Below are 17,104 nucleotides of genomic sequence, written 5' to 3' on the forward strand. Positions count from 1 at the left end.
AGGGACGGCGTCACACCGGGTCATACGGGAGGCAGGTCACCCCGTCCGGAGCCGACGGCGTTCGCGCCACCGGAATGGTGCACGAGGAGCGGGCGTTGCCCCGAGGGTGACGATCGAACCCGTGGTGCTCGAGGACGTGCTGGCTTCGCTCGAGGTGACGCTCGGGGCGACCCGGCGCGTGACGGTGCCGCCCGGGGAGCGCCTCGGACTCGCACCGGGCGCCGTCGTGCTCCTGTACGTCGTCGAGGGCGCGATCACCGCGCTCGCTCCGTGCGCGACCGCCTGCGAGCTCGACCTCCCCGCCGGCGAGGCGACGGCCGTCCGCCCGCCGCGGGCGCTGCGGGCGGGTGACGCTCTACTGACGTTCGGCGGGCAGCCCGTGGAGATCGCCTCCCGGTCGGGGGCGCGGCTGACCGTCGTCGAGGTGCAGCTCGAGGCCTCGGCATGCCTCCTGCCGCTGCCGGAGCTGGTGATCGCCGGCGGGTTCGCGCGGCTCGAGCCGGCCGCGGCGGCGCTGGCGGCGCAGCTCGGCACGGCCGTCGACGGGACGGTGCGGTCGGGTGACCCCGTCATCTGCCTGCTGATGGTGCGCACCGTGCTGCTGTCGGTGGTGCGGGCGTGGGCCGTCGGCGACACCGCCGCTGCGCTGCCGACGACCGGCGACGCCTACCTCGACCGGGTGGTCGCGGCGGTGGACAGCGAGCCGGGCCTCGAGTGGACGGTGGACCGCCTCGCGAGCATCGGGGCGATGTCGCGGACGGTGCTCACGGAGCGGTTCCGCGCGGCCTTCGGACGCACCCCCGCGGGCTACGTCACCGAGGTGCGGATGCGGCGGGCGAAGGACCTGCTCGAGGCGGGGCGCAGCGTGTCGGAGGCGTCGCGGGCGCTCGGCTACTCCTCCGACGACGGCTTCCGCCGCGCGTTCCGGCGGCACGTCGGCGTCGTGCCGTCGCAGTGGCGGACGGCACGACGCGCGGCGTGAGCGCTCAGACGGCGGACCGCCGGTTCGACGAGCCGAAGAGTGCCGCGCCGAGGAGGAGCAGGACCGCGCCGATCGCATAGTCGGCCTCGACGCCGACCTGGTCGACGAGCACGCCGCCGACGCCGGCGGCCACCACGATCGCGGCCTGGAAGCCGACGACCACGAGGCTGCCGCCCGCCTCGAGGCGGTCGGTCATGCGGTGGCCGACCCAGGCGTTGACGATGATGAGCCACGAGGCGAAGAAGAAGCCCCAGACGAACACGGCGACGGCGACGGCGGCGATCAGACCGGGGAGCAGGAGGACGGCTCCCACGGCGATCGCGATGGCCACCGGCGCGACGACGCCGAAGAAGGCGAAGGAGCGGTCGATCACCGATCCGATGACGATGTTGCCGATCAGGCCGCCGGCGCCGAAGAGCGCCAGCAGACCGACCACTGTCGCGGCGTCGACGCCGTCCGTGCGCTCCAGGGCGAGCCGGATGTACGTGTAGGCGAGGAAGTGGCCGAGGACGATCAGGACGTGCCCGGCGAAGCCCTGGCGCACGCCGCGGCGGCGCACCGTGTCGAGCAGGATCCCGAGCCCGGCGGCCGGAGCGGCGGGGACGCTCGGGAGGACGAGGCGCAGCGGGACGGCGAGGAGCGCGGTGAGGACGCCGATCAGGACGAACGCCGCGCGCCAGTCGACGAGCTCGCTGAGGATCACGCCGAGAGGGACGCCTGCCACGGTCGCGAGGGAGAGCCCGGCGCTGGTGAACATGGTCGCGCGCCCCACGCGGTCCTGGCCGGCGACCCGGGCCGCGACGGTGATCGACATGGACCAGAAGGCGCTGATGGCGGCTCCCAGCAGGAGTCGCGAGAGCAGCACGAGCGGGAGGGTGGGCGCGAGACCGGCGAGGATCCCGGAGACGCCGGCGGCGACGGCCGTCCAGACGAGCAGGCTGCGGCGGTCGAGCCGGGGGACCATCAGGCCGATCGTCGGAGCCACGAGGAGGCCGACGAACGCGGTCACCGTGACGGTCTGGCCGGCCTGGCCGGGCGTGACGTCGAGTCCGGCCGCCATCTCGGTGAGGACGCCGTTGGGCAGGAACTCGGCGGTCACCAGCAGGAAGCTCAGGAGCATCAGGACGACGAGGGGCACGTAGGGGAACCGCCTCGCTGTCGTCTCGGGGCGGACGACGGGGAGGGACGCTGTCGAGGGCATGTGCTCGAGTCTGGCGGTGCGGTGACGCCGCCGCCCGACCGGACGGCCGGGGGATCCGACCGGACGACCGCGGGACGGCGAGCGCCCTGCGGCGCGGCCTCCGCGCCTGAGTCCCGCCCGCGCCCGCGGAGCCGGTGCGGTGATTCAGGGCGCTCGGAGGGTGTTCGGACGGCCTTCGCTCAGGCGGGACCGGGATGATCGACGCTGATACCCGACGGAAGGTCTTCTGTGAGCACTCTCAAGCGCATCCTCAGCATGGCGTCGAAGGCGCTCGACTCGAAGAGCTCGACGAGCTCCGCCGCGCGCCCCGCCTCCTCGAGCGGAGGGACGGACTGGCGCGATCTGGTCCGCACCGCCGCCGACAAGGTGACGGGCGACTCGCGCCCCGCTCCCCAGTACGGCGCCCCCGCGCCCCGCGATTCCTCTCGACCGCAGGACGCCCGCCCCGGGCAGCCGGTCGTGTCCGCGGAGGATCGCGCGGCGATCGCGCGCTACGACTACCTCCTCCGCACCGCCGACCCCGAGCAGCTCGAGCAGGTGCACCGCGACGCGTTCGCGAAGCTGACGCCGGCGCAGCGCTCGCAGGTCGAGGCGCGCCTGCGCGACGAGCTGCCCGCGAACGAGCAGCCGCGCTCCTCGGCGCCCGACGACCTCGCCCGTGCGGCCACGCGCGGCGAGGCGCAGAACCCCGGCTTCCTCAAGAAGATGTTCTCGAAGCCCGGCACCCGGGGAGCCCTCGCAGGCGCCGGAGTCGGCGCCGTCGCGGGGGTCGGCCTCGGTGCCGCGGGCGGTCTGCTCGCAGCAGTCGCCGGCGGCGCGGTGCTCAGCAGCGTCGGCGGCTCCCTCCTGCAGGGAGTCGATCTCGAGGGCCTGAGCGGCTTCGGCGACCTCGGGGAGTTCGGCGACATCACCGGCTCGGCGGGCGACTTCGTCTCGGGTGCGGGCGAGCACGTGTCGGGGCTCGGCGAGCAGGTGTCGGACTTCCAGATGCCGGACCTCGGCGACCTCGGGTCGTTCTTCGACCGCTAGACCGCTGGACCGCTGGACCGCCAGGCCGCTGGACCGCCAGTCCGCTGGGCTGCTGGTCCGCTGGTCCGCCCGGCCGTCGGACCCGCTAGGCGTCGGATCGTCCCCCGGGCCCCGGACGGGCGCGGCGCCGCACGAGCAGTGCGAGCGCCGCGCCGACGATCCCGACGAGCAGCAGCGCGCCCCCGGTGATCGCGACCGCGGTCGTCGACCAGTCCGGCAGGATCCGCACCACCGTGCCGTCGAGGAGCGTCCAGTCGCAGGACGCGCCGAGCGGCCACCACGACCACCCGCCGCGCAGCAGCTCGCCCTCCTCGGCGGGCACTCGCGCGACGCTCGCCAGGCACGCGGCGTCGAACCCTCGACGGGCGAGCGCGGCGTACTGCAGCGGAACGAGCGCCAGGAGCGCGATCCCTGCGAGCGCCACGACGCCCGAGGTGAGGGCTGCGAGTCGTCGGGGCGTGACGCGCGTACGGGTGCGCGGGCGGTCGGGGGTCGGCTCGCTCATCCTCCGATCGTGCCACGGTCGACTGAGGGGGCCCTCCGCGGATGGTCCCTGCGACCGGGGGCACGTACCCTCGGTGCATGGGGACTCTCTTCTCGCTGCTGACCGTCGTGCTGATGGTCCTGGCGCTCGTGGACGTCGTGCGCCAGCCGGACAACGTCGTCCGCAACCTGCCCAAGATCGTCTGGATCCTGCTGATCGTGTTCATCCCGCTCATCGGAGTGACGATCTGGTTCCTGCTCGGGCACGAGTGGAAGCGGGGCGAGGGCGGCTCCTTCATCCCCGGCGGGCGCACGCCCCGGCAGCGCCGGCGCCCGGCGGCGCCGCAGACGATCGTCGTGCGGCCCGCGCAGAAGTCCACGGAGGAGCAGCTCGCCGACCTCGAACGCGAGGAGGCGCACTACGCCCGCCTCGCAGAAGAGCGGCGTCGCCGGCTCGAGGGCGAGCGACCGCAGGACGCCTGATGCCGCCGTCGGCGCGGACGGACCCGCGCCGGCGACTCCGGCTCAGCCCGTGGTCGCGAAGTTCGACGCGCTCCACTGCACAGAGGCGATCTTGGCCTGGCCGGCGATGCTGGGGTGGAAGTAGTCGACCTTGCCGATGAGGCTGCTGGTGACCGGAGTGGCGGTCAGCGCTCCGCCGTCGTAGTCGCAGAGCGTGCCGGCGGCGGCGCAGGCGTTCTGCAGAGCGGTGTTGTACTGGGCGGTCCGCGTCTTGGCCGCGGCGGCGGAGGCGCTGGCGGCCGTGGTGCTCAGCTTCGCGCCGGTGGCGGAGACGCCCCGGGTGGTGCGGCAGATGTTGCCCGAGGACCAGATGACGGCTCCGAAGCCGCTCCGGACGACGGCCCACTCGCCCGCGACGTTGGGCATGGAGGCCAGCACGATCTTGGCCGCGGGCCAGGTGCTGCGGATCTTGGTGATCGCGGTCGTCGCCGATGCGCTGAAGGTCGAGGCGGGCGTCATCGTGTAGCCGTCGGCGGCGACCGGGTTCTTCGCCGAGCACAGGTCGTTGCCGCCGATCAGCAGGGTCACCACGTCGGGTTTGACTCCCGCGGCGACGGCGGTGTCGACGCGCGAGGGGACGGCGGCGATGAGGTCGCCCGAGACCGAGTAGTTCACGGCGGTGACCGTGGTGCCGGGGTTCGCCGCGCGCAGGCGCTGGGTGAAGGAGTTGACGGTGGTGTTCGTGCCGGTCGACCAGTTGTTGCGCGGGCAGTCGGCGAACGAGCCGCAGGTGCCGTAGCCCTGGGTGACGGAGTCGCCGAGGGCGAGCACGGACAGCGTGGGCGTGGCGGCGGACGCGGCACCGGCGGGCACCAGGGCGGTGGTCAGGGCGAGGACGGCGCCGGCGGCCAGAGCGGCGAGGCGGCTCCTCCCGGCGGATCGGCGCGGGCGGGGGAGGACGTGACTCGGCATGGGGGATCGCTCTCGGTCATCGGCGACGGGGGCCGCCGAGGTCGACGCTAGGTCCCGGGGGCGTCGGGCGCTCCTGCGGCTCTGGCCCCAGAACGGCCGGAATGCGGTTGCCGTTCGTCAGGGGGCCGGGCGGAGGATCCGCAGTCGGCTGATCGCCCAAGCGAGCGCGCCCGCCAGCACGAACGCGACGGCGATCGCCGCGACGTAGACGGCCACCGAGCCGTACCCGTTCGCCGGGTCCAGGAACGGGTAGGGCACCCAGCCGTCGGTCGCACCGCGCACCAGGACGACGACCAGCCAGACGACGGGGTACAGCACGACGACCCAGAGGCGCCGCCACGGGAGGGGAGGGCGATCGCCCACGAGCAGCCAGTCGAGCACGCCGTAGAGGGGGAACAGCACGTGCATTACCGTGTTCGCCCACGGCAGCGTGACTCCGCCCGCGAGACCCGCGAGCAGCAGGTTGTAGACGACTCCGACGATCGCGATGTACCCGGTCGCGGCACCGCGCGCGAGCACGAGCCCGCCGCTCTGCGGACGCCGGGCGAGCGAGAGGCCCCCGGTGACGAGCAGGATCGCCGCGAGCAGGATGTTGCCCTGGATGGTGAAGAAGCCGAAGAAGTTCCACGGGATGAGCGGGGTGCGCGAGGCGGTGTCCAGGGCCGTGGCCACGACGGCCGCGAGCACGGTCAGGGCGACGACGATCCGGACGAGGGCGACTGCGGTTCTCATAGCGCTCCTTCGGGTGACGGCGTCACTGCTCTGCCGAGAGTACCGGCGAGTCCGCGGCGCTAGCCTGACCAGGTGCTCACGATCGGTGTCGACCTCGCTGCGGAGCCGGCCCGAACGGCCCGGGCCGCCGTGGAGTGGAGCGCGGGGCGGGTGAGGATCCGCGAGGTCGCCCTCGACTCCTCCGACGCCGCCATCGTGACCCTGTCGCGCGGCGCGACGACGGTCGGCATCGACTGCGCGTTCGGCTGGCCGCTGGAGTTCGCCGCCTTCGTGCACGCCCACACGCGTCGGGAGGTCGCTCCGCGCAGCCTCGCAGGGCGCGACTGGCGCCGGCGCCTGGCGTACCGGGAGACGGACCGCGCGGCCCGCGAGGCGACCGGCCGCTGGCCGCTCAGCGTCTCGACCGATCGGCTCGGCATGACCGCGATGCGCTGCGCCGAGCTGCTCGAGGCGTTCGAGGAGGAGGGCGAGGTCGTGGACCGGTCCGGGGCCGGTCGTCTGGTGGAGGTGTATCCGTCAGCGGCGCTCCGGCACTGGCAGATCGACACCGCGGGCTACAAGACCCGGCCCGAGGCGGTGCCGCGTGCGGTCGACGCCCTGCGCCGCGCCGCTCCGTGGCTCGAGGGACCCGCGGAGGCGTTCGCGCTGATGGCGCGCTCGAACGACGCGCTCGACGCGGTGATCGCGGCGCTGAACGCCCGTGCCCACGCGCTCGGCGCGACGCTGCCGATCCCGGAGGAGCACCGCGAGGCCGCCCGTGCGGAGGGCTGGATCGCGCTGCCGACCGGGCCGCTCGCCGAGCTGGTCTAGACGCCGAGCTGGTCTAGACGCCCAGCCAGTCGAGCGCGCCCGTGAGCAGGGCCCGGTGCGCGGGGGAGTCGTACGAGGCGGCCGTGTGGCCGAGCGCGTCGTAGACGGTGCGGCCCCCGCTCGGACGCTCGAGCGCCCAGATCAGGGGGTGGTCGATCCCCTCGTGCTCGTGGACCGCCAGGACCTCGGCCGACGGCGAGACCTCGAGCCAGGAGTAGCGCTCGTCCTCGAGCTCGAAGTCGGCGGCCCCCGCGGTGACCGGGTGCCCCGCGCCGGTGATGCGGATGCGCGCCGGACCGAAGTCGGGGTGCATCGACACGTCGTGCACCCAGCGGCCTCCGAGGAGCCGCGGCCACTCGTCGGCGTCCACGAAGCTCGTGGACGAGACGTGGAGCCCGAGCAGGGGCACGGGTGAGCGGAGGAGCCGCGCGAGACCGGCTCGCGCCGTCGGGGCCGGCGACGCGGCTCCGTCCCGCGGGAGGCCGACGTTCACGACGACGAGGTCGGGGAGGTCGTCGAGTCGCGACAGCGCGTCGTCGACATCGCCCCGCACCTCGACGCGGTGCCCGCGATCCGACAGCAGGCCGGCCACGGCGGCGCTCGTCCCGGCGAACGGATGCCAGGGATCGCTGTAGCGGCCCTCGCCGGTCAGGAGCAGGGTGCGCACGGGGTCCTCTCCGATGCCCGCGACGGGGAGCGACGTCTCGACGCTCCCGGCGGAACTCTGCCCCGGGTCTCCGCTCAGGCCGGGATCTTGGCGTTCAGGGCCGACGCGACGATCTCGGCGGCGCGCTCCGCCTCCTCGACGGTCGAGAAGGGGCCGGTCGGGATGAAGGGGTCGCCGAGGAGTCGGCGGTCGGTCTCGAGTCGGAACTGGGGCAGCTCCGCCCCGGGGACGACGACGATCCGGATTCCGTTCCGGCTCCATCGCGCGGGTTGGATGATGGGTGTCTGTGTCATGGTGCTCTCCGCTTTCGCGTGTCGTAGCGCGTCGGTTCTCACCTCATCGCGCTCACGTCACGCTACGTCGGACGGGACCCGCATCCCACGGGCTTGACCTCTCGTTCGGGCGGGAGTAGCGACGTCGTCACCGCGCCGAGGTCCGCTCGCGCCGGGGCTCGATCGCTGCGTCGTCCTCGTCCCCGCTGCTCCCGAGGGGAGCGGGAGACGCGGCCGCTCGGCGCAGCCGGAGCCCGTGCACCGCGAGGATCGCCAGGAGCCCGAGCAGGAAGACCGCGACTCCTGTGGCCGCGATGGGGAGGGCGACGGTGCCGAGCGGGCCCGGCTCGGGAGCGCCCTCGTCGGTCACGGTGAAGGTCACGCGCCGCTCCTGGGGTATCCCGTCGGCGTTCTGCCGGGCGAGGGCCTGCTCGAGGAACACGGACGTCGCCGCTCGGGAGAGCTCGACGGCGCGGGCCGGATCGGGCGAGGTGCCGATGATCGAGAGGATCGGCAGTGACGCACGTCCGGGGTTGCGCTCGGAGCCGGACGGCTGGGTGGTGCGGCGGACTCCGCCGACGCCCTCCCGCTCACCGAGGGGACCCTGCCGCGCGACGACCTCGGACCGGACCGTCTCACCGCTGACGAGATACGCGTAGACCACCGCGGTGCTGCTGAGGTCCTCCTCCTGCGCCGCGCTCATGCCGGGCACGCGCTCCAGCGCGGGGACTCCGACAGGAACGGGCTGCGCGGGCCGCCTCCGAGCAGCACGGTCGTCGCGGCGCTGTACTCGCGCTCGGCGCGGATCTCGAGGGCGCCGTCGCGGATGGTGAAGTGCACGGCCGTCGCGACGAGGGCGGCGAGCAGGGCGGCGGCGACGACCGCGAGGCGGTAGTGCCAGAGGACTCTGAGGTAGGCGGGGATCTCCACCCGACCAGGGTGACCGGCGGACCCTTTCGCCAGCCTTACACGCCCTGCGCGGGGATCCGGATCTCGAGGCGCGCGCCACCCTGCGGCGACTCGAGGAGCCGTGCCGTCCCCCCGGACACCCGCGCCGCCTCGGCGATGATCGCGAGACCCAGCCCCGATCCTCCGGTGTCGCGCGCTCGGGCGTCGTCGCGGCGCTCGAAGCGGCGGAACACCCGCTCCCGGTCGGCCTCCGGCACTCCGGGTCCGTCGTCGTCGACCAGGACGACCGCCTCGTCCCCCTCGCGCAGCACGCTGAAGACCACGACGGAGCGAGCGTGGCGGAGGGCGTTGTCGGCGGCGTTCCGCACGGCGCTGCGGAGGAGGATCTCGTCTCCCCGCACCTGGGCAGGGCCGATCCCCGCGCTGCCGACCGTGGCCCCCAGCGCGCGGAGGCGCTGCGCCTCGAGCAGGACGATGTCGTCGAGGTCGACGTCGTCGAGCGTTCTCGGGGCGCGCTCGTCGATACGGGCCAGCAGGAGCAGCCCCGACACGAGGGACTGCATCCGTTCGGCTTCGTCGTCGACGACGCGCGCCAGCTCGGCCAGGCGCATCGACTCGGGGTGCCGCAGCGCGACCTGCGCGTGCTGGCGGATCGCGGCGACGGGGGAGCGGAGCTCGTGCGATGCGTTCGAGACGAACGCGCGCTGAGCCGCCTGCGAGCGCTCGAGCCGCGCGAGGAGGCCGTTCATGGTGTGCGCGAGGCGGGCGATCTCGTCCCGCCCTCGCGGCTCCTGCACTCGACGCTCGAGGTCGGCCGCCTCGATCGCCTCGACGTCGGATCGGATCCGCTCGACCGGCCGGAGCGAGCGGCCCACGACGAAGCGCACCGCCGCCCCTACGACGAGCGTGACGGCGGGCACCGCGACGGCCAGCAGCCCGGCGGCGGAGTCGACGGCGTCCTCCGCGCCCGCGAGGGTCCGTGCGACGACGACGGTCTCGCGCGGATCCCCGCCGAGCTGCAGATCAGCCGATGAGACCACGAACCGAGTGCCGGTGATCGTGACGACGGTCGGCTCCTCGCGGACCGGGAGCGGCACCGGGGACACGGACTCGGGGTCGGCGACGGCGACGACCGCGCCCTGCCGCTGCAACTGGATGACCACCTCGTCGGCGGTGAAGGCCGGCAGCCGGCCGGCGTTCTCGGTGTCACCCGCGATCTGCCGGGCCTGCTGACCGGCGGTGAAGGCCTCGGCGTCGACGAGCGAGCGCTCCAGGAGCGCCGTGAACGCCACCGCACCGGCGACGAGGACCACGAGGATCGCCGCGGAGACGAGCACGGTGAGCCGGACGCGGATGCTCCAGGCGGCAGGACGCTCAGCCATCGGACGCCTGCGCCTCCCGCAGCCGGTAACCGGCTCCTCGGAGCGTCGTGATCGACTCCGTGCCGAACGGCCGGTCGATCTTGGCCCGCAGCCGCGCGACGTAGACCTCCACGATGCTGATGTCGCCGTCGAACGCGTCGTCCCACACGCCTACGAGGATCGCCTGCTTCGAGACGACCCGGTCGCTGCGGCGCGCCAGGAAGTCGAGGACGGCGAACTCCCGGGCGGTCAGGCGGATCGCGACGTCGGCGCGGCGCACCTCCCGAGACGCGGGATCGATCACGAGGTCCCCGAACCGGTGCGCCACCGGTCGCTCCGGACGGCCGCGCCGCACGAGCGCCCGCAACCGGGCGACGAGGACGGAGTGGTCCAACGGCTTCACGACGTAGTCGTCCGCGCCCGCGTCGAGACCGGCGATCTGATCCCCGTCGCCGTCCTTCGCCGTCAGCAGGAGGACAGGAGTCCAGTCGCCCTCGTCGCGGAGGGTCCGGCAGAGGGCGGATCCGCTCATCCCCGGCATCATGAGATCGAGGACGATCGCGTCGTACCCGGTCTCGCGTGCGCGCCAGAGACCGTCGACGCCGGTGTGCGCCACATCGACGGAGAAACCCTCGGCCTCGAGCCCGCGGCGGACGCCGTCGGCGAACCGCACCTCGTCGTCGACAACCAGAATCCGCATCCGTCGAGTATCACAACTCGCCGGGGGCCGACGGGAACCGGGGCGGCGTCACTCCAGCCGGTCGAGCGTCTCGCTGATCGTGCGCAGGCACTGGATGAGGACCGCCATCTGCTTCGCGTCGAGGTCGGCGAGCACCTCGCCCTCGGCGTGCACGAGGTGGCGCATCGCCTCGTCGACCCGCTTCGTGCCCCGCGGGGTCAGCGAGACGATCTTGCTCCGGGAGTCGGCGGCGTTCTGCTCGCGCAGCACGAGCCCGCGGGCGGCGAGTCGGTCGAGCCGGTTGGCGAGGTTGCCGCTCGAGATGCCGAGGCGGGCGGCGAGTGCCGAGGGGGTGAGCCCGGACGCGCCGTTCTGGCGGAGCATCGAGAGCAGCTCGAACTCCCACGGGGCCAGATCGCTGACGGCGAAGGCCTGCCGGCGGAACTCCTGCACGCGCGGGCTGAGGCGCCGCAGCCGCGAGACGACGTCGAGGGGCGCGAAGTCGAGGTCGGGCAGGGCCTCGGCCCAGGCGTCGATCACCAGGTCGACATCGTCGTCTTCACGCATCGCACTCGATTATCCCCGCCGCGGCACGGGATCGGCGACCCCGCCCGCCGGGATCCGGCTGCGGAGCCCCTCGGGCGGCGCGGCGTGGGAGGATGATCTCTTCCCGTCGTCCGTTCTCCCCAGGAGCCCTTGTGCATCCCGCCCCCGTCGGCCGCCGCGAGCGCAACAAGCTCGAGAAGCTCGAGCGCATCACCGCTGCCGCGAGCGAGCTGTTCGCCGAGCACGGCGTCGACGAGGTCACGACCCAGCAGATCGCCGATCGCGCCGACATCGGCACCGGCACCCTGTTCCTCTACGCGAAGACCAAGGGCGAGCTGCTGCTCCTGGTGCAGAACGCGAACTATGTCGGGGCGCTGGAGCGGGGCCGCGCCGCGGCCGAGGAGATCGAGGATCCCGTCGACGCGCTGATGGCGCTCGCGAGGCCGATCGTCGAGTGCAACCGGGCGCAGGTCGAGAACGGCCGCACCTACCTCCGCGAGATGGTCTACGGCGACCCTGAGGAGCCCCGCCACGCGGAGGCCCTCGGCATCGTGGCGGGCACCGAGGAGGCCGTCGCCGCGCTCCTGCAGCGCGAGGGGCGGGTCGACGCGGAGCGCGCGGCGATCCTGGCCCACGTGCTCAGCGCGATCCTGCTGCTCTCGATGTCCCTGACCGCGAATGCGGGCGCGAGCATCGACGAGATCCTGATCGACGTGCGGAGGCAGGTCGAGGCGATCCTGCCCTGACCGGTCAGTCCCGGTGAGTGTCGCGCGGGTCGGGCGCGAACTGCTCCGAGTAGAAGGAGTCGAGCGCCGTGTCGTCCGGATCCATCGGCCCGCCGTGCGGCGGCGAGTCGAGCAGCTCGAGCTTCTCGCGCAGGTAGGCGATCGCCTCGGAGTTGTCCGGGGCCTCCATGCTCGAGTGCGCGACCTCGGCCATGATCCCCATGCCGGGGCCGAGCACGAAGGTGGCGATCGTCTCGTCGCCGTCGGAGCTGAAGACGTGCACGTCCACGTCGTCCGCGGACCCGGCAGCGGCGAGACGGGCCGCGTAGTGCAGCAGCAGATCGACGACGTCGTCGCCCGCGAGGAGGGATTTGTCGGCGTAGCTGATGTGCTTCATGGCTCCGAGGGTAGGAAGGCGCCACCCGGGAATCGATGGGCTTGACCCCGGCGCGGTGAGCGTGGGACGGACGTCGCGATACTGGGGGGATGCCGGTGCCGATCCGCCCCTACCGCTCGGCCGACGCCGCCGCGACGCTGCAGGTGTTCCTGGACGCCGTCACCCGGACCGCCTCCGCCGACTACTCGTCGGAGCAGATCGAGGCGTGGGCGCGCCGCGACGACCGCGACGACCGGTGGGGTACCGCGCGCCTGGCTCGGCCGACCGTGGTCGCCCTCGACGGCGCCGAGGTCGTCGGCTTCTCGGACGTCGACGCGGAGGGCTGGATCGACATGCTGTTCGTCGCGCCGGACCACGGTCGACGGGGCGTCGCGTCAGCGCTCCTGGCGCATGTCGAGGCGCTCGCCCGCGCTCAGGGCGCGGTCGAGCTCGGGACCGACGCGAGCCTGACGGCCCGGCCCGTCTTCGAGCGGCACGGCTTCACCGTCGTGGGGCGGCAGCATCCGGTGCGCGGGGGAGTGGCCCTCGTGAACCACCGGATGCGGAAGGCGCTGGTCTGACGGAAGTCGCGGGCGGGAGTCGCGCGACGGCCGGTGCCTGCTCGTCTCACGCCTCCGATCGGCGCAGCCGCACCAGCACCGGCAGCAGCAGCAGCGCCAGCACCCCGCCGCCGAGCGAGAGCGCGGCGTAGCCCGGCCCGGCGACGACGACGCCCGAGAGCACCCCGGCGCCGACTCCTGCCAGGGCTATCAGCACGTCGAGCGTGCCCTGCGTGCGGGCGCGGTCCTGCATCACGGTTCCGGCGACGACGAGGGCCGTGCCCGAGATCAGCCCGAGATTCCAGCCGAGGCCCAGGAGGACGAGGGCGGCGATCGTGCCGACGAGGGACTCGCCGGGGGCGAGGGCCGCGACGAGACCTGCGAGCAGCAGCAGCGCTCCGGACGCCGCCGCCACGGGTGCCCGACCGACGCGGTCGACGAGCGCTCCCGTGACGAGCGACGGGAGGTACATCGCTCCGATGTGCAGGCCGATCACGAGGCCGACGTCGCCGAGGTCGTGCCGGTGCGCGCTCATGTGCACGGGAGTGGTGGTCATGATCGCGACCATCACGATCTGCGTCAGCACCATCACGACCGCGCCCGCGAGCGCCGTCGGCGAGAGGCGCAGGCGTCCGGTTGAGGCGGGGGCGGAGGGAGCGGCGGAGGCCGCGTCCAGCCGGCGCGCGAGGAGGAAGGGGTCGGGTCGGAGCAGCACCAGCAGTGCCGCTCCGGCCGCGAGGTAGGCGGCCGCGGCGAGCAGGAAGGGACCCGCGAGGGCGGGGAGTCCGAGCGAGAGGGCGAGCCCGCCGAGGGGCTCGACCAGATTCGGCCCGGCGACGGCGCCGGCCGTGGTCGAGACGAGGGCGATGCTGATCGCGGTGCCGCGACGCTCGGGCAGGGCGAGGTCGGTGCCGGCGTAGCGGGCCTGCAGGTTCGCGGCGCTCCCGGCCCCGTAGACCAGGAGCGACACCCAGAGCAGCGCGATCCCGTCCGTCGCGGCCGCGACGACGACTCCGATCGCCCCGACGCCGCCCGCGGCGAAGCCCAGACCGAGACCGAGCCGCCGACCGGAGCGCTGGGTGAGACGCCCCATGAGGAACGCGGCGAGAGCCGACCCGAGGGTGAAGAGCGCCGTCGGGATGCCGACGAACCCCTCCGAGCCGAGCAGCTCCTGCGCGAGCAGCGCGCCGACCGTCGCTCCGGCGGCCAGCCCCGCTCCGCCGAGCACCTGGCTGAGCACGATGACGATCAGGGTGCGCCGCTGCACCCGCGCGCGCTCGACCTCGGCCCCGGTCACCATCCGCTCGTCAGCACCTCGTCGAGCTGGTCCGCGAAGAAGTCGGCGCTCTGGATCGTGAAGCACAGCGGCGGCTTGATCTTCAGCACGCACTGGCGGTCGGAGGTGGGCTGCACGATCACGCCGCGCTCGCGGAGGCGCTCGCAGATCGCGCGGGTCTCCTCCGTCGCCGGCTCGAGCGTCTCCCGATCGCGCACGAGCTCGAGGCCCAGGTAGAGGCCGTGGCCGTGCACGGCGCCGATCAGGGGATGCCGCTCGCCCAGCTCCTCGAGGCGGCTGCGGAGGTGGGCGCCGACGGTGCGCGCGTTCTGCTGCAGTCCCTCGCCCTCGATCACGTCGAGCACGGTCAGACCGATGACGGAGCTGACGAAGCTGCCGCCGGCGGAGGAGAAGAAGTAGCCCTGCGAGCGGTAGCGCTCGGCGATCTCGCGGGTCGTGATCACGGCTCCGAGCGGGTGCCCGTCGCCCATCGCCTTGGCCACGGCCACGACGTCGGGCACGACGCCCTGCTGCTCGAAACCCCAGAACCAGTCGCCGAGGCGGCCGTAGCCGACCTGCACCTCGTCGGCGATGCAGAGGCCGCCGTGCGCGCGGACCGCCGCGTAGACCGCCACCAGATACCCGTCGGGCAGCGGGATGCCGCCCGCGTTGCCGTAGTAGGCCTCGGCGATGAACGCGCCGGGCGGGGTGCCCGCGGCCGCGAGCGCCTCGATCCGCGCCACGGCCTCTTCGGCGTAGCGGGACGCATCGTCACCGCGGTGGAGGCCCCGGTAGCTGTTGGGGGCGTCGAGCGCGTGCACCCAGGGCGGGCGCGTCTCGAGGGCGTCGGGGTTGTCGGCGACGGAGGTCGAGACGGCGTCCGAGAGCGCCGTCCAGCCGTGGTACGCCTCGCGCACGGCGAGGACGTCGTCGCGTCCGGACCACGCGCGCCCGATGCGCAGGGCGAGATCGGCCGCCTCCGATCCGCTGTTCACGAGCAGCACGGTGTCGAGCTCCTCCGGGAGCAGTCCCGCCAGCCGCTCGGCGAAGTCGCCGATCGCCGGGTACGAGAAGCGCGAGTTCGTGTTGAGCAGACGCCACTGCCGGGCGACGCGCTCGGCCAGCAGCGGGTGCCCGTGGCCGATCGACGTGACGTTGTTGAGCACGTCGAGGTGCACGCGTCCGGAGTCGTCCACGAGGTGCTCCCGCCAGCCGCGCAGCATCGTGGGCGGCTCCTCGAAGTAGTGCTCCTGCACGTCGGCCAGGTGCGCCAGCCGACGGGGGAGGACGGTGGCGTCGGGAAGAGGCGCGGGCAGGGAGTGGCCCAGGAGCAGGGGAGTGGCGTCGAGCACGACGTCGAGCCAGGCGTCGGCCCACGACCCTCCGGCGAAGAGCGGCGGTTCGACCTCCTCGAACGCGCGGGGGAGGGCCTGCGCGCGGACGGCCGAGGCGACGCGTCCGATGCGCTCGCCCGCCGTGAGGCCGGCGCCGACCGCCGGCGCGTCCTCGACTCCCTCGAGACGGAGCAGCACCGACTCCCCGCGCAGGACCAGCGTCCCGGGGGCACCCTCGACCACCTCCGCGTCGACGGGCGCGACCAGCTCGGCGGGCTCGGCGAGGTGCAGCGCGACGTGCAGGGCGACGGCCTCGGGCTCGTGCGCCGAGTGCGGCCGCGCGCGGGTGAGGCGGCGCTCGCCGTGGCGGAGCACCGCGGCCGGCGCGTGCTCCAGCGCCTCGGCGACGAGCGCCTCCTCGATCCCCGGGTCGAGCCAGCGACCCTCGTCGAGCGCGGGGCTCTCGGGCGAGAGGTCGATCACAGCGGCCTCGACGTCGAGCGCGGGCACCGTCGTCGTGACGGGCGACGGAGCGGAGCTGCGGCCCAGCGCGCGGCGCACCAGCGCCTGCAGCACCGGCAGGGGAGCCGTGGTCGCCCGCTCCAGGATCAGCTGCTCGTGCTCGAGGTTCTCGCGCGCGTACTCGTTGCCCGGGTCGCCCGCGAGGACGTCGTGGGCGCTCACCACCAGCACGGCCGCCCGCAGCACGACGAGCGGCCAGAGCGCCTCCGCCTCGGCATCCGACAGCGGACGCACGGCGTCGTAGGCGACCGCCGCCCGCAGCACCGAGGCGGCGTCGGCGTCGGCGTGGTGCAGGAGCGACGAGAGCGTGACCGCCAGCTCGCCGACGGCCCATCCCGCGCCCAGGTCGCCGAAGTCGATGACGCCGTCCGGCACCGCGCCCGCATCGACCACCACGTTGTCGTCCGTGAGATCGCCGTGCACGAGCTGCACGGGCAGCGCCGCGGCGAGTGGAGCGACGACCGCGAGCGCCTCCTCGGCCGCCGTGCGGAGGCGTCGAGCGGCCCGGCGGGGCACCCGCTCGATCAACGCTGCCACCACCTCTCCGCCGCGCCGAAGATCCCACTGCCCGGGCTCCTCGAGGCCGTCGAGCGGATGCGCGGCGAGCGCAGTGTCGAGGCGGGCCGCGAGCCCGCCCATCGCGCGGACGACCGCGGGGGAGAGGTACCCGGAGCCGGACAGCGTGCGACCCGGCACGAAGTCGAGCACGCGCGCGGTGCAGTCCGCGTCGCCGAGCCGGAGCTCCTGCAGCACCCGGCCCTCCCGATCCGCGATCGCGCGCGGGAGGCGGAGCCCCGGCAGTTCGTCGGCGAGTCTCGCGACCGCCCGGGTCTGCGCCGCGACCACTCCGCTCGGAGTCGCCGGGTTGGCCACCTTGAGCAGCAGTCGTCGCCCGTCGGCCTCGACGAGCACGTTGCGGTCCTGATTGCTCCCCAGCTCGTGCAGCATCCCCTCGATCCCGTACCGCTCCCGGAGCAGGTCGCGAGCGCGGTCGTGATCCAGCGCGGGCGGAGGCGGCGGGGCGACGGAGGAGGCGGGTTCGACCGGCATGGCGTGGTCCTGTCGTGCGGAGGGCTCGGGTGCGTCCATGATCCTCCCTCCGGCTCCTGCGTCGAGCGCGGAAGGGTCGACGCACGAGGGTGGGTCCTTCGGAACCTCCACCGGGAGGCGACCTCGGCGACGATCGTGCGCGACGACCGCTCTCAG

20 protein-coding genes are annotated in these 17,104 nt (G+C 73.9%); 6 read left to right on the top strand and 14 right to left on the bottom strand.

Annotated features, from left to right (window positions below; genetic code table 11):
• The first annotated feature begins 106 nt into the window (after positions 1-106).
• The gene (locus AC0CID_RS00070; RefSeq protein ID WP_465225342.1) at positions 107-982 is read left to right on the top strand and encodes a helix-turn-helix transcriptional regulator; all 876 of its coding nucleotides are present in this window, start codon (positions 107-109) and stop codon (positions 980-982) included.
• A 4-nt stretch (positions 983-986) separates the two neighbouring features.
• On the opposite strand, the gene AC0CID_RS00075 is transcribed toward AC0CID_RS00070, so the two are convergent.
• Positions 987-2,183, bottom strand: coding sequence for an MFS transporter (locus AC0CID_RS00075; protein ID WP_465225343.1), 1,197 nt, complete (start codon positions 2,181-2,183; stop codon positions 987-989).
• A gap of 228 nt (positions 2,184-2,411) precedes the next feature.
• Between AC0CID_RS00075 and AC0CID_RS00080 the strand changes: the two genes are divergently transcribed.
• A complete protein-coding gene (locus AC0CID_RS00080) occupies positions 2,412-3,212 on the top strand; it encodes a hypothetical protein (protein WP_465225344.1) in 801 nt (266 codons plus the stop codon).
• Between the two features lie 85 nt (positions 3,213-3,297).
• Here the strand turns inward: AC0CID_RS00080 and AC0CID_RS00085 are convergent, their stop codons facing one another.
• Positions 3,298-3,717: a hypothetical protein gene (locus tag AC0CID_RS00085; RefSeq protein WP_465225345.1), complete on the bottom strand. Its 420-nt coding sequence runs from the start codon at positions 3,715-3,717 to the stop codon at positions 3,298-3,300.
• Between the two features lie 77 nt (positions 3,718-3,794).
• On the opposite strand from AC0CID_RS00085, the gene AC0CID_RS00090 reads away from it, so the two are divergent.
• Positions 3,795-4,178: a PLD nuclease N-terminal domain-containing protein gene (locus tag AC0CID_RS00090; protein WP_465225346.1), complete on the top strand. Its 384-nt coding sequence runs from the start codon at positions 3,795-3,797 to the stop codon at positions 4,176-4,178.
• A 42-nt stretch (positions 4,179-4,220) separates the two neighbouring features.
• On the opposite strand, the gene AC0CID_RS00095 is transcribed toward AC0CID_RS00090, so the two are convergent.
• Both AC0CID_RS00095 and AC0CID_RS00100 read right to left on the bottom strand, forming a co-directional pair.
• Positions 4,221-5,129, bottom strand: a complete 909-nt coding sequence (locus AC0CID_RS00095; RefSeq protein WP_465225347.1) for an SGNH/GDSL hydrolase family protein — start codon at positions 5,127-5,129, stop codon at positions 4,221-4,223.
• A 117-nt stretch (positions 5,130-5,246) separates the two neighbouring features.
• Positions 5,247-5,861 (bottom strand): Pr6Pr family membrane protein, encoded by a 615-nt coding sequence (locus AC0CID_RS00100; RefSeq protein ID WP_465225348.1) that lies wholly within the window; start codon positions 5,859-5,861, stop codon positions 5,247-5,249.
• A 72-nt stretch (positions 5,862-5,933) separates the two neighbouring features.
• Between AC0CID_RS00100 and AC0CID_RS00105 the strand changes: the two genes are divergently transcribed.
• Complete coding sequence (locus AC0CID_RS00105; RefSeq protein ID WP_465225349.1) at positions 5,934-6,671, top strand: DUF429 domain-containing protein; 738 nt, start codon at positions 5,934-5,936, stop codon at positions 6,669-6,671.
• A gap of 13 nt (positions 6,672-6,684) precedes the next feature.
• Here the strand turns inward: AC0CID_RS00105 and AC0CID_RS00110 are convergent, their stop codons facing one another.
• From AC0CID_RS00110 to AC0CID_RS00140, 7 genes are all read right to left on the bottom strand, one after another.
• Positions 6,685-7,338, bottom strand: coding sequence for a ThuA domain-containing protein (locus AC0CID_RS00110; protein ID WP_207405971.1), 654 nt, complete (start codon positions 7,336-7,338; stop codon positions 6,685-6,687).
• Between the two features lie 74 nt (positions 7,339-7,412).
• Entirely contained in the window at positions 7,413-7,631 is a 219-nt protein-coding gene (locus tag AC0CID_RS00115; RefSeq protein WP_465225350.1) for a hypothetical protein, read from the bottom strand.
• Between the two features lie 127 nt (positions 7,632-7,758).
• Positions 7,759-8,313 carry a hypothetical protein gene (locus AC0CID_RS00120; RefSeq protein ID WP_465225351.1) on the bottom strand — a complete coding sequence of 185 codons (555 nt, stop codon included), beginning with the start codon at positions 8,311-8,313 and terminating at the stop codon, positions 7,759-7,761.
• Positions 8,310-8,540, bottom strand: a complete 231-nt coding sequence (locus tag AC0CID_RS00125) for a hypothetical protein (protein WP_465225352.1) — start codon at positions 8,538-8,540, stop codon at positions 8,310-8,312. The genes AC0CID_RS00120 and AC0CID_RS00125 overlap by 4 nt, the downstream gene beginning before the upstream one ends.
• A 35-nt stretch (positions 8,541-8,575) precedes the next feature.
• Positions 8,576-9,901, bottom strand: coding sequence for a sensor histidine kinase (locus AC0CID_RS00130; RefSeq protein WP_465225353.1), 1,326 nt, complete (start codon positions 9,899-9,901; stop codon positions 8,576-8,578).
• The gene (locus AC0CID_RS00135) at positions 9,894-10,580 is read right to left on the bottom strand and encodes a response regulator transcription factor (protein ID WP_465225354.1); all 687 of its coding nucleotides are present in this window, start codon (positions 10,578-10,580) and stop codon (positions 9,894-9,896) included. Before AC0CID_RS00135 ends, AC0CID_RS00130 begins: the two co-directional genes overlap by 8 nt.
• A gap of 48 nt (positions 10,581-10,628) precedes the next feature.
• Positions 10,629-11,126, bottom strand: a complete 498-nt coding sequence (locus AC0CID_RS00140) for a MarR family winged helix-turn-helix transcriptional regulator (protein WP_207405980.1) — start codon at positions 11,124-11,126, stop codon at positions 10,629-10,631.
• A gap of 131 nt (positions 11,127-11,257) precedes the next feature.
• Between AC0CID_RS00140 and AC0CID_RS00145 the strand changes: the two genes are divergently transcribed.
• On the top strand, positions 11,258-11,851 hold the full coding sequence (locus AC0CID_RS00145; RefSeq protein ID WP_465225355.1) for a TetR/AcrR family transcriptional regulator: 594 nt from the start codon (positions 11,258-11,260) through the stop codon (positions 11,849-11,851).
• A gap of 4 nt (positions 11,852-11,855) precedes the next feature.
• Here the strand turns inward: AC0CID_RS00145 and AC0CID_RS00150 are convergent, their stop codons facing one another.
• Complete coding sequence (locus AC0CID_RS00150) at positions 11,856-12,227, bottom strand: hypothetical protein (RefSeq protein WP_465225356.1); 372 nt, start codon at positions 12,225-12,227, stop codon at positions 11,856-11,858.
• A gap of 89 nt (positions 12,228-12,316) precedes the next feature.
• On the opposite strand from AC0CID_RS00150, the gene AC0CID_RS00155 reads away from it, so the two are divergent.
• Positions 12,317-12,787 (top strand): GNAT family N-acetyltransferase, encoded by a 471-nt coding sequence (locus tag AC0CID_RS00155; RefSeq protein ID WP_465225357.1) that lies wholly within the window; start codon positions 12,317-12,319, stop codon positions 12,785-12,787.
• Between the two features lie 46 nt (positions 12,788-12,833).
• Here AC0CID_RS00155 and AC0CID_RS00160 read toward each other — a convergent pair whose 3' ends face one another.
• Positions 12,834-14,066, bottom strand: coding sequence for an MFS transporter (locus AC0CID_RS00160; protein ID WP_465225358.1), 1,233 nt, complete (start codon positions 14,064-14,066; stop codon positions 12,834-12,836).
• Positions 14,060-16,948, bottom strand: a complete 2,889-nt coding sequence (locus tag AC0CID_RS00165) for an aminotransferase (RefSeq protein WP_465225359.1) — start codon at positions 16,946-16,948, stop codon at positions 14,060-14,062. The genes AC0CID_RS00160 and AC0CID_RS00165 overlap by 7 nt, the downstream gene beginning before the upstream one ends.
• Between the last annotated feature and the right edge of the window lie 156 nt (positions 16,949-17,104).

This window comes from Rathayibacter sp. AC451, from assembly GCF_979253095.1.